Origin of the sequence: Selenobaculum gibii (genome assembly GCF_030273445.1) — a bacterium.
Taxonomy (GTDB): domain Bacteria; phylum Bacillota; class Negativicutes; order ICN-92133; family ICN-92133; genus Selenobaculum; species Selenobaculum gibii.
The window spans coordinates 2,349,845-2,362,567 of the sequence record NZ_CP120678.1; the positions used below are offsets into that span (position 1 = coordinate 2,349,845).

At 33.7% G+C, this 12,723-nt stretch carries 12 protein-coding genes and 1 tRNA gene; 2 read left to right on the forward strand and 11 right to left on the reverse strand.

The features are described 5' to 3' along the window. Positions 1–371: 371 nt before the first annotated feature. The 3 genes from P3F81_RS11165 to P3F81_RS11175 all read right to left on the reverse strand — a co-directional run bounded on the left by P3F81_RS11165 (position 372) and on the right by P3F81_RS11175 (position 3,828). The gene (locus tag P3F81_RS11165) at positions 372–1,628 is read right to left on the reverse strand and encodes a dicarboxylate/amino acid:cation symporter (RefSeq protein ID WP_147669689.1); all 1,257 of its coding nucleotides are present in this window, start codon (positions 1,626–1,628) and stop codon (positions 372–374) included. A gap of 330 nt (positions 1,629–1,958) precedes the next feature. After that, positions 1,959–3,428, reverse strand: a complete 1,470-nt coding sequence (locus P3F81_RS11170; protein WP_147669688.1) for a phosphatidylinositol-specific phospholipase C domain-containing protein — start codon at positions 3,426–3,428, stop codon at positions 1,959–1,961. Then, positions 3,406–3,828, reverse strand: a complete 423-nt coding sequence (locus P3F81_RS11175; protein ID WP_147669687.1) for a hypothetical protein — start codon at positions 3,826–3,828, stop codon at positions 3,406–3,408. The genes P3F81_RS11170 and P3F81_RS11175 overlap by 23 nt, the downstream gene beginning before the upstream one ends. A gap of 613 nt (positions 3,829–4,441) precedes the next feature. Between P3F81_RS11175 and P3F81_RS11180 the strand changes: the two genes are divergently transcribed. Then, entirely contained in the window at positions 4,442–4,867 is a 426-nt protein-coding gene (locus P3F81_RS11180; protein ID WP_147669686.1) for a response regulator transcription factor, read from the forward strand. Between the two features lie 253 nt (positions 4,868–5,120). On the opposite strand, the gene P3F81_RS11185 is transcribed toward P3F81_RS11180, so the two are convergent. The 5 genes from P3F81_RS11185 to P3F81_RS11205 form a co-directional block, all read right to left on the reverse strand. After that, positions 5,121–6,275, reverse strand: coding sequence for an FprA family A-type flavoprotein (locus P3F81_RS11185; RefSeq protein WP_147669685.1), 1,155 nt, complete (start codon positions 6,273–6,275; stop codon positions 5,121–5,123). 364 nt (positions 6,276–6,639) lie between these two features. Beyond that, on the reverse strand, positions 6,640–7,389 hold the full coding sequence (locus P3F81_RS11190) for a DUF3226 domain-containing protein (RefSeq protein WP_309320406.1): 750 nt from the start codon (positions 7,387–7,389) through the stop codon (positions 6,640–6,642). 1 nt (position 7,390) lies between these two features. Further along, positions 7,391–8,467 carry an AAA family ATPase gene (locus tag P3F81_RS11195; RefSeq protein WP_147669684.1) on the reverse strand — a complete coding sequence of 359 codons (1,077 nt, stop codon included), beginning with the start codon at positions 8,465–8,467 and terminating at the stop codon, positions 7,391–7,393. A 321-nt stretch (positions 8,468–8,788) separates the two neighbouring features. Continuing rightward, positions 8,789–9,256 carry a pyridoxamine 5'-phosphate oxidase family protein gene (locus P3F81_RS11200; RefSeq protein ID WP_309320407.1) on the reverse strand — a complete coding sequence of 156 codons (468 nt, stop codon included), beginning with the start codon at positions 9,254–9,256 and terminating at the stop codon, positions 8,789–8,791. Positions 9,257–9,363: 107 nt separating this feature from the next. Next, positions 9,364–9,451, reverse strand: a tRNA-Ser gene (locus P3F81_RS11205). 193 nt (positions 9,452–9,644) lie between these two features. Here P3F81_RS11205 and P3F81_RS11210 point away from each other — a divergent pair. Continuing rightward, on the forward strand, positions 9,645–10,136 hold the full coding sequence (locus tag P3F81_RS11210; RefSeq protein ID WP_147669683.1) for a DNA-deoxyinosine glycosylase: 492 nt from the start codon (positions 9,645–9,647) through the stop codon (positions 10,134–10,136). Here the strand turns inward: P3F81_RS11210 and tadA are convergent. From tadA to P3F81_RS11225, 3 genes are all read right to left on the reverse strand, one after another. Further along, positions 10,121–10,603 carry a tRNA adenosine(34) deaminase TadA gene (gene tadA / locus P3F81_RS11215; protein WP_147669682.1) on the reverse strand — a complete coding sequence of 161 codons (483 nt, stop codon included), beginning with the start codon at positions 10,601–10,603 and terminating at the stop codon, positions 10,121–10,123. The genes P3F81_RS11210 and tadA overlap by 16 nt on opposite strands. Positions 10,604–10,775: 172 nt before the next feature. Then, entirely contained in the window at positions 10,776–10,973 is a 198-nt protein-coding gene (locus P3F81_RS11220) for a hypothetical protein (RefSeq protein WP_147669681.1), read from the reverse strand. A 211-nt stretch (positions 10,974–11,184) separates the two neighbouring features. After that, positions 11,185–12,414 (reverse strand): MFS transporter, encoded by a 1,230-nt coding sequence (locus P3F81_RS11225; RefSeq protein ID WP_309320798.1) that lies wholly within the window; start codon positions 12,412–12,414, stop codon positions 11,185–11,187. Positions 12,415–12,723 lie beyond the last annotated feature (309 nt).

A 12,723-nucleotide genomic window follows, 5' to 3' on the forward strand; every position in this document is an offset into this window, starting at 1 on the left:
AGCCAAATTGATAATTCTTAGAATTCAGATTGTTGTCCTACTATACAAATCCCGCACCAACACTCATGGAAAACTATCGTTCCAACAGCCAGATACGGCTTGTCTATCAAAGGCTATTAAAAAAATCTCATCGGTCCGAGTAAAATTACATGGCAGACACCCTTTCCGCCATGTAGTAATCCCTAGGCTTATAAGGGTTTTATTGCCACTTAAAAACCGAGGAAATAAATATCACATTAACTATTGAAACTAGAGTAAAGACATTTTCGTATATTTACGAAAGTTACTATTCGTCGATTTAGCCTAAAAAAATTAACAGTAACTCTTTGAGTTCTGTCAATTTTTATTGTTATATTTCTTTTTAGATTGTATTAACTATTAAAGTTTTTATTATATGACTCTTTCATTGATTCAGCTGTAGATTCTTTCTCCCAATGCGAGACTACTACCGTAGCTGTACAATTGCCAAATATGTTACAGAACGTTCTCGCCATATCCATGATACGGTCAACACCTAAAATAATAGCAATCCCTTCTGCCGGAAGTCCAAAGGATACGGCCGTACCGGCAATAACAATGATTGAAGCCCCTGGGACACCTGCAATACCCTTTGTTGATAACATTAAAGTCAGAAGCATCAACAATTGTTGTGAAAAGCTAAAGTCTATACCATACATTTGGGCAATAAATACTACTGCCAGCGAACTATACAAAGTAGATCCATCCAAATTAAATGAATATCCTGTTGGCATAACAAAAGTAACTACATGCTTTGGTATCCCCAATTTTTCTAATCTATCCATAGCTAATGGCAACGCTGCCTCACTGCTAGCAGTAGAATAACCTAATAGCAATGGATCTTTTAACGCTTTAAGTACTTGCACAAAATTAACTCCAGTTAATATCGAAGCGCTGAGCGCCAAAATAAATACAAATAGTACAATCGCAAAATATAAAGATAGCACTAATTTAAATAATGGCACCAGCATTGCCAGTCCAAAACTGCCCACCGTATAAGCTATCATTGCGAAAATGCCCACTGGTGCAAGCATCATTACATAATGCGTCACTTTAAACATTGCCTCCGCAATACTACGGCACATATTTACGATAATCTCTGCATCTTTGCCAATATGAGCAACTCCAACACCAAAGAAACACGTAAAGAATATTAACTGTAACATGTCCCCTCTTGCACAGGCATCAATGATATTAGTAGGTATAACATTTACTAAATATTGTACCATATCAACTGAATTCTTAGCTGCAGCTGCCGCCTGTGCACCAGCATCAGCAGGCACAGGAATATCTACCCCTACGCCTGGATGAAATACATTGACCACAAATAAGCCAACAAAAAGAGCTACAGTAGTAGCTAGTTCAAACCAGATAAGTGCTTTGCCACCCAATCTGCCTAATTTCTTAAAATCCCCTGTGCCTGCGATTCCCATAACTAACGTACTAAAAATTAACGGAACCACAATCATTTTTATCATTCTAATAAATGCATCACCTAACGGTTTCAATTTGGCTCCATATTCAGGAAATATGAAGCCAAATAGAGCACCTAATACTAATCCTAAAAAAATTTGTGTTGTCAGGGTAATCTTTTTGTCTTTCCCACTCATGAAATTCTCCCCCAAATCCCCTCTTATCACTATTACTATTTTGATACATGTAGATAATTATACATGTATTTTTTAAAAAATCTATAATAAAATTTTCAATTTTATGGAGAAATGCAGATGTATTTTGTATTTTTAACGATGGCAATAAACCGCTGCAATTAAATTAATTCTAAAAAAATAAAAAAGACTTTGCGAAACAATTCTCAAAGCCTTAAAGGAGAGATTTTCATAATGCTAGAAAATTAAGCAAGTGGATTATTTTTTTTTTACCCGCTTAAATTAAAATGCCTAAGACCATAATAACTTTTATAGTCAAAACAATTTTAATCTTTATTTATTTTCTGTTATATGATACTTGTTAATCATATAGCAAACCTGTGTCATGATCGATGTACACACCCAATCAATTATTACAATATTTATTGGTTTGTCAAACCATTCATTATTAACCCATGCAATAACTTTAGGGGATACTTCATTGCCTAGTTCCTCTAGAGTTTTGGGATATCTTCCTGTAATCGCATTTTGATAAGCTATATCTTCTTTTGCGGGAAAACTAGTGTCCGGAGTTATTATTCCCTGAAGCACCGAAAATTTATTTGTATCGCTTGATATATTATTAAGCATTTTTGTTTTTAATTCGCTTACTTTACAAGTATTTGGATAAGGATTATCTAAAAATTCTGTTGCAGACCAAATGAATTTATTACTCTCAAATATATCTGAAAATGTTTTATTAAAATCCGTTCCTGACTCTGCTTTACCAGAGATATTAACAGTATGTACTTGATCGATAAAAAGAATAATTTGTTTTCCGTTAGCCAATACATCTTTTACTGTTAAATCCAAAGTTTTATTTGTTGGACGCTGTAACATCTTATCCCCCAACATGTCGTGCAATTGTTGAATGAAAATTTGGCAGTCTTCATGACTAAAATTATAAATATGCTGAATGTTTATAAAAACGATTTCTTTTGAATGTGCATCAATAAATGTTTTCACATCATTAAAAACGGTTTTCGGTTCTACACTTGCAAAAGAATGGCATAAAAAAACTTTTTTACGAACAATATTGCTTACTGGCCGAGGTGGATTCCCAATCATAGGAATCGGATCATCTGGACCTATATAAGTAAACCTTGCCCCAGTCACAGGAGCTGTAGCATAAATGCCATTAGAAAACCGCAAATCAAAATAACGTATTCCTGCATTAAGTTGATCTATAATTGAATTATTTTGTGCTTTAGCCCACCCTTGTGATGCACCGACAATACTGCCCAGAGGGATTATCCAGTTTTCATAATCAAGCGTTAAGGCTGAATAATAGTTTATATTATATGTACCAGAATCATGCGAGCCAGGAATGAACAATTCGCGTAATTTGACATTAGCTTTACTCTTTGCAATTTGCCTCATCCATTCCTTCGGATCAAAACAATAGTCATTTAAACGCGTTATATAAGTTACCTCCTGATCATGTCCTACAGGCGATCCCGGCTCTAAACAATAACTAGCAAACCAAGGTGGGTTTGAGGCTACCTCATAAGTACTGGCAGAAGCGCTAAAGGGATGATCCCAATAAAAAGTAAGCTCTACGTAAATATTTTCAGTGTATATTAGCTGATAAGTTATAGAACCTTTCGGCCCGACTTTAGCACCAGTTTTGTTGCCGACTTTAAAAGTCCCCGTTTCACACCTACTAATTTTTTTTGGTGGATTTGCATTATATTTTCCATGTTCAATTTCATTCCTAACGAAAGCTAAATCAAAACCAGTTTCATTTTGAATATGCAACGTCACATTTCGCCCCAAATTTAGCGCCCTCCCTATTTAATTGTACTGTCCACGTTATACTTTGATTATGCCCAATCGGATGTTCTGGAGATAAAACAGCGGTGACTTTGCCTATAGGAGAAGAATAGCAATGATATGAGCTTGTTGATGCACTAAATGGATGATCCCAGTCAAAAATTATATTAAATGTTTCACTATTTTGCGTTGTTTGATATGTCACCTTTCCTTTTGGACCAACTTTAGCGCCAGTATGGTTTCCCACTTCAAATGATTCCATTTTGTCTTTTGATATTTCGGTTGGCGGCTTACATCCATTTTGATACTTACCATGAATGATAGTATCACTTACAAATAAAAAGTTCCCCTGAGTTTTATTCCAAACCTGAATAGTAACGTTTCTTCCCAATATAAAGCCTCCTTGAGTTTTACTCCAAAATTCAATAATTATAAACCCGATCATACCTCCCCTAAAAGATTATATATTTAGTTTATACAATTTATTCTTGAGTAAAAAGTTCCCTGTTGGAAGGTTATATTTATATAAAATCAGCTTATGAATGCTACTGTGTTTTCACATAAAAAAGCAACGCCTATACATCGTTATAGATATGCGTTGCTTTAACTTTTATTATTCTTCGCTTCAATTGCATACTAGCGAAGGTACGGAATATCTTATTTATCTTTTAACTCTCGCAAAATATCATATAATCTTTTTATCAATAGCCATAATGAAATCAAAATAGATTCCAGCAAAAAAGAATATAAATTTATTAATAAACCCACTTATCGTTTTATATTTGTTCTTACACAGATTCGTTGTTTAAACTAAATAAAGTAAATTTATTTAATTATATAATTGTGGATATAAAATTCATATTTATTTCATTATGATTAACAAAAATTTCAAATAAATAACCAATAGAAGGAATTTGTATTATTTTATAGAATTGCTTTCTTAAATAGTGCTTTTATATGATCAAATAACATATTTTCATCTAATTTGAGAAGGGGGTTTTTATATGAATGAGGTTAAACAAAAAATAGTTATTGTTGATGATGATGATATTGCCCTAAATATTCTGAAAAACTCTTTAAGCGACTTATATGATGTTTACTCTGTTTGTGATGGCCTTAAATCAATTGAAGTATTTAAAAAAGTGATGCCTGACTTAATTCTTTTGGATATTATGATGCCTGATATTGATGGGATATCTATCTACATCGCCCAAAACCAAAATCCAATATTAGATAAAATACCCGTTATCTTTGTATCAGCAATTGATGATATTGAATATAAAGTTCAACTTTTGGAATGGGGAATTAATGATTATATTACCAAACCATATAACATTGAAGAAGTACGTGCTAGAATTAAGCGCACCTTGCATCAAGCCCAAGAAAAAAGATTATTAGAGCAAAATTTAAAAATTTTGCAAAATAAATAATGCTTTAACATTGTAAAAATCCGCCTAATTCTATCCCATGTTTTTTATCGATATGCTCCTTTTGCGCCAGCCTATTTAAACTATAAAACGGGCTGCCACAAAAGGAGCTTTTTGCGCCCAAAGAAAATATACAAGATGAAATTTCGCCCCAACAAACTATTAATGCCTGCGACTAACGCAGGCATTTTTTTAATCATCATAGTTCTGTTAATTTACATAGAGAAAACTTTTATCCCCACCTGAGAATGTTCTTCTAGCAAAGTTCCTTTGCCATAACCTCAAGTTGATCTACATTTTCCGCCTTAACCGCCGAGTTGATTCTTACGGTAGTATCAATCCATGTAATATTTTTGCTAGAAGAAAGCATGTCCTTCATAATCTTTGCTGCCAAAGGTGCCCACGAACCATTCTCAATTAAACCAATCGTACGGTTCTGATAGTTGCGCTCAGTTAAATGATCAATAAACTGCTTTACAAAAGGGAAAATTCCCGCATTATAGGTGGTCGTCGCCAAAACTAGCTTCCCATATCGAAAAGCATCGGCTACCGCTCCTGCCATATCTGCTCTTGCAAGATCACATACAACTACATTTGGGCAACCTTTTTCCTTTAGCTTTTCAGCCAAAATCTCTACAGCCTTTTTCGTATGTCCATAAATCGAAGTATAAGCAATCATAACGCCTTCCGATTCGACACGGAAGGAAGACCAAATATTATACAATGCTAGATAATGAGCTATGTTCTCTTGTAAAGCAGGGCCATGTAATGAACAGATAATATCAATGTCCATTGCTTCTATATGCTTTAACAGTGCTTGAACCTGCGTACCATACTTAGCAATAATTCCGATATAATAGCGGCGTGCCTCATACTCCCATTCTTCATCTACATCTAATGCTCCAAATTTTCCAAAGGCATCTGCCGAGAATAGCACCTTATCTTTACTATCATAACAAACCATAACCTCAGGCCAATGCACCATAGGTGCAAAAACAAAATGCAGCTCATGGCTTCCCAAGGAAAGCTTGTCATTGTTTTTCACAACCAATTTCCTATTTTCAATATCCATATCATCAAAAAAATTCTCCAACATGACAAAGGTTTTGGCATTCGCCACAATTATCGCCTTTGGATAAGCGTTTACGAAGTCATAGATACTTGCAGAATGGTCTGGCTCCATATGCTGAATGATTAAATAATCTGGCTCACGATTTTCTAATACAGCTTTCAAATTATCTAGCCATTCATTTGTAAAATGAACATCAACGGTATCTAAAACAGCGATTTTCTCGTCTAAAATGACATAAGAATTGTACGACATTCCATTTGGTACAGCATACTGTCCTTCAAACAAATCAATCTGATGATCATTTACACCAACATTAAAAATATCCTTAGTAATTTTCATTGTTATTCTGCCTCCTTAAAATTGTTTATCATCATCTATTTTATAACAAGAGTAGTTTAGTATATAAAAGCACCTCATCAAATCCAATTCAATATGTAACCTCAATTATATATAGATCGCCACAGCAAAAAGTAATAATATGTATTTTTACTTGAATTATACTAAATAGAAATTAAATCCATAATTATTGTCTCACATATCATGACACTTTTCAAACAAAATATATTTGAACTCAACAATATATTTTTTTCTTCCATACAGCAAGAAAGCTTTGCGAAAGCGCCCGCAAAGCTTATATTTTAAATAGTGAACGGATAAGTCCAACTTAGGATTACACCTAAACATACGTTGAGATTAAAAGCTCTTAAAGTTGATTTATATGTAATGCTTTTAACTCTTTAAAGCTTTCTTGCATGTACTCATACTCTTCCCATTTTATGTTTTTTAATATATTATGTCTTTCTAAAAATTGTTCTACTGGAGTTCTAATCGAAAAATACACATCAAATTTCGCTTTTGTTTTATATCTGCGTTTTGATAAATATTTTCTAGCACAATCAAGAGTATCAACAAAAGTATTACATTTCTCTACAATTATACCATCATACTTATCCTTCTTAGAGACTGCTTCTAAAAGAAAAGTTTCCAAAGCTCCCGTCGTTTCAAAAGGAATCAATAAAAATAGCATCTCAAAATGCACTACATCTTTAACGCCATTTCTAACGCTGCAGGGAATCCATTGATTCTCCAAGATTTCATTTTGCAAAGTTATCTCATATTTTCCAAAAAGATTTTTAATACCATAGATAAACTGCTCTAAGCTATCAACTTCATCTCTGTCCGTAATAACTACAATTTTATCAATCATTTCTTTTTGGGTAGCTGACCGTGTAATTAGCCTAAGAAGCTTGTTGATTTGCGGACATATGTTAGAACATCCACCCGTTTCCGCTATCAGTAAATAATCGTTATCCTGCATAAAAGCCTTGCGAGATTTTCCAATATTTATCTTGAAATCGCTGCCTTCACGATTCTCCCAGCCATTCGCTACCTCCATAAAATATTGAAGAAGTGCCAAATCCGTTCCACCTTCACACAATATTACACTCTTCATTCTATCTCAACTCCAATCCTAAATCATCTTGAGCCTCAATAGCCTCTCTTCCCTCCAAAACCCGTGCTACTGTTTCATTTTCTTTCTTATATAAAGTAATCACTCTTATCATATTTTGAAATTCCGGAACACACTTCAGCAGTTTATCAATGGCTTCCTTGCTATGCGAAGTCAGAAACAATTGAATATTAAATCTTTGGCAAGTTTTAAGAATCCACGAAAAAACTTTATTCATTTCAGAAGGATGAATTGCTGTTTCAAATTCATCCAAAAGTAAAATCCCATCTTTAGCAATAACTACAGCATTCATTAAAAATATTGCTTTTTTCATTCCGTCTCCATAGACATCAAGAGGAAGTTCTTTTTTCTGCCCTTTCACTAAAACTTTATACACTTTTCTATTTCTATATGGATGATTTATCTTCTCTGTGTTTATGCTAATAATATTTTTGTCAAATTCTTTTAGCAGAGCTAACATCTCCTGATACAACTCACCACTATCTAGCACCTTAGGTAAATACACATCCCCCGTAATATGTTCTACTGGCGAAATATATTTTACTTTTACCAAGGTCAGCTTTTTGCTATTATTTCCTCCTCTAATATTGGGGGTAGGGAAATTATACACCATCCCTTTTTTTTCACAGAGATTATTACAATAAATACGATAGGAAAATCTACACACTTCTTTATTATAGTCATTAGGAAATGAAGCAATTTCTCTCAATTCATTTTTTGATAATATTGAAACTTCCCGTACAGCTTCTAAGCGTAAACTTAAAAATTCTTTACTTATCGCTTTTTTCACACCATAAGAAAGTTCTTTTCTATCGCTATCAATATTAAATAAATTTTCCATAACATCATAAGGCAACATCTTATGATGACCGCCTCTTATATCGTCAAGCCAAGTATTAATATCATTTATATTATTTAAATTTTTAAACACCTCCATAATACTTGTTTTCCCGCAATTGTTATCACCAGTAATAATATTGATATCACTAAGATTATGCATTTCTAGATTTTTAATCCCCCGATAAGTATCAATTAACAAATCTGAAATATGAACGGCCACATTCACACCTCCTCCACTTACTAATTTAGCTTTCCAGAGAAATTATCTATGATGAAAAAACTTTCCACATTGAAATATATACAAAATGTTATGCATAGTGAACCTAGAAAGTAAATCTTGAATATAAAAAAGCTGTTTTAAAATAGAGGATAACCTCCCATTTTAAAACAGCCCTTATTACCTTTAAATTAAATTTCTACATTACATCAATATATAACTCAACACAATGTCCCGCCAACCATTCATGCACAGTTTAAATTTATCAATTTAAACTCTATGTTTTTTAATGTCAGCACTTTATCTGCAATACATCATTAAAAATTATCTTCGGCCCTTTCCTGAAATGTGCTCTATACTAAGTTTTACAACCTTAGTATTCCTGATTCCCTTTTGGATATATTCCTTTCCTTGCTCAATATAATCCGCCGAATATTTATTTATTAACTCTGCTAGATAAATATTTTTTTCATTATCAAAAATTTCCGTTGCTCTGCCAAATATAATGACACTCTCATACTTTGTACTAAATTTATCTGGTAAAACTTGTGTCTCCCCAACCACACAAAAAGAGATTTTATTATCTCTTGAAATATTATCGAATTTATGCCCATCAGCAGCACAATGAAAATATATTGCACCATTGAAAAAGACATAATTTAATGGCACTCCATAAGGATAACCATCAGCCCCTATCGTTGACATAACTCCATATGTATTGTTTTTCAAAAGGTCTTTAGCCTGATCATCACTGATTTTTCTATCTATTCTTCGCATTTCTCTAAACATCATTATCTTCCCCCTTATTCTCATCATTTAAATCCTTTTATTCTACCACAACATTTAATTTACACAACAAAAAAGGCTCTGCAAAATATTCGCAAAGCCTATAATTTCAATGGCAGAGAGGGAGGGATTCGAACCCTCGGTACCTTGCGGTACAATTGATTTCGAGTCAATCACCTTCGACCACTCGGACACCTCTCCATGTATTCAGTTAAGAACATTTAATATTATATCACAAAACCTATAAAAGTAAACATATAAAATTTGAACTATTTGCTGGAAACGAGCATTCGTCCTTAGATTACACATTGCTTTCAGCGGGAGTTAAAATGCCTACTGAAACAGCCTTATTTATGCTATAATTAAGCTCATATCAAAGGAAAGCAGGATTATCATGAGTAAATGTATTTGTTTTGATGCTTCTATCGACCAAAATTCAGAAATATTAATTCTTGGCTCAATGCCAGGGGTTTGTTCTCTTGCTCACCAACAATATTATGCTCATCCACAGAATCGCTTTTGGCGGATCATGGGGGAAATATTCAACAACGGCATTGTCCCTGAGGCTTATGAAGATAAACTTACTCTTCTCTTAGCAAATAAAATCGCATTATGGGACGTCGTATACTCCTGCAACCGTGAAGGAAGTCTCGATTCAAACATTACAAACGAAAAAGTGCATAATTTCAGTGCCTTTTTAACTCAATATCCTAAGATTCATCGCATTTGCTTTAATGGAAATAAAGCAAAAAGCTCCTACCAACGTCACATCGGAATGATATTTCCCGAACGTATCAACTATCTAGCTTTACCGTCTACCAGCCCTGCAAATGCGCGTTGGAATTTTGATGCACTATTAACTGAGTGGCGTCATGCCTTATCTTGATTGACTTGTAATTTTTTCAGCTGACGTCGTTCTTTAAAAAACTTTTTCATTAAATTACGACATTCATCTTCTAAAACGCCCGAGGTTACTTCTAAACGATGATTCAAGGCTTGATGATTCACAATATTAAAAATAGATTCTACTGCTCCAGCCTTTGCATCTGTACTACCGTAAACAACTCTGTCCACCCTGCTCATCACCAAAGCACCAGCACACATCGGACAAGGTTCAATTGTAACGTAAAGTGTAGCACCTGAAAGTCGCCACCGATTTAACTTTTCACAGGCAGCTTTTATCGCTACAACTTCTGCATGTGCTGTTGCATCATTCCAGGTTTCCCTCATATTATGTCCCACAGCAACAACTTCTCCATCCATTACAATAATCGCACCTATGGGGACCTCCCCTAACACAAAAGCTTTCTGCGCTTCGACTAATGCTAGTCTCATATACCCTTCATCATTCATCTTATTTCACATCCATTTATTGCAATAAAGTAAAACTTGATTCATATAAATAATGAATTCTTGTTTTCAAATAAAAAATAAGAATATCACTACATTTTCACATAGGATATTCTTATCTTACACTGTTTAATATTCTATTATTATTTTCAGATTTTAGCAACATCTATTCTTGTCAGCCTTTCCTTAAATCAAGATGATAAGCATCACTTTTTCTATTTTGATTATTTTCCATTTGGTTCATCTTTTTCTCTAAAATAGCCCCAAAGCTCAATTCATCTTTTCGTTTCATATTATCCCTTGACGATTGACGATTATTATTATAGTTATCAATCCTTTGAATCGGCATAATTTCCAAAATCCTTTCAATCATATAAATCACCGCCTAATATAACTTTACATCCTTGTTATATATATTATCGTAATTTTATTCCAATTACTTAAGCATTTTGGAGATAAAAATAAAACTTTTTTCCTATTGATAAGATTCGACTAAATATTTTCAATCAAACAAAAACCAGCAATTAGATTCAAGATAAGAATCCAATTGCTGGTTTTATCATTTATTATTTGATTTTTTTAAGTTAATGCACCTTATGAAGGTTGAAATGAAATAATGAAAACTCACTAAAAGTTAATCGCATAGCCATTAATAAGGCAATTGCCAACACCGAACCAATAAATAAAGCCACGCCATCCCAGCCATACGAACTTAAGAAAAATCCGCCCACTGTACCAATTACACTAGCACCAATATAATAAAACAACATATACATCGAAGATATTCTCGCTTTATCCCCTTTGGCAATTTTACCCGCCCAACTGCAAGCTGTCGAATGACTGCCAAAAAATCCAAACGTAAACAACGCTAAACCTATAATCTTTAATATTAGAGGCGATCCCATGGTAATCAACGTACCAACCAACATCATTATACATCCTAGACAAAGAATTTTTCCATTTCCATAACGATCAGATAACCCCCCCATAACGGTAGAACTCACAGCACCTAAAAGATACATCGTAAAAATCATTCCAACAACCGTTTGACTTAAATTGTACGGTGGAGCAATAAACACGTAACTAATATAGTTATATATACAAACGAAAGAGCCCATGATGATAAAAGCAATGGCATAGATAGTAACAACAGCTTTATTTCTCAATACACTTTTAAAACCTTCTAATACATTATCTCCATTCTTTTTCGCTGCTATTTTCTTCGTTGGATTCGGCAATCCAAACCAAAATGCAACTGCAATCAATAAATATAAAGCTCCAGCTGCTCCAAGTCCAATACGCCAAGAAAAGAAATCTGTCAATGTACTAATAAGTAAACGGCCAGACAATCCCCCCAATGAATTCGCACCTACATATATTCCAACAACCAGCCCAATAATTTTAGGATCAAATTCCTCATTAATATAAGCAACTGCTAACGCGGGAAAACCTGCTAACAAAATTCCTTGACATAATCTTAATCCCAAAATCAACTCAAAACTCGAACTAATTGCAATTGCAATAGCTAAAACGGCCGCAACACCTAACGCAATTGTCATCGTTTTTTTTCGTTCTAACCTTGTTGCAAAGCTCGCAATTCCAATCATTGCAAATGCCATTCCCGCTGTACCAAATGACATCGCTAAACTTGCTGTCGCTGGCATCAAATTAAATTCCTTCGCTAAAACAGGAATAATTGGTTGCAAACAATATTCAGCCCCAAAAGCGGCTACACTACCTAAAAACAACGTTACAATTGCACGCCAATATGCATTGGTATCTTTCTCTATAAAACTTCGCATTTCTGTTTCCATCAATTGAACACCCCATTAAATAATCTTCCCCTATCATAGAGCAACACTTTTAATACGTCAAATGCATAGTAATAATAACTTTTATACTTTTACTGCATCAAAAAATAAAATAACTTATCCAACTATACTAAACCTATAGGCTAAGCATATTCTTACATTAACGCTATGCATTATTTCTATTACTAAAATGCATAATTTTTCTCTAATACGCTAGTAAAATCTTAAAGATTCAGCTATGATAATCTTAATATGAAAATACGAACTTACTATTATTGATCAAAAGAAATGCTTTATCCTCTGACTCCCCCG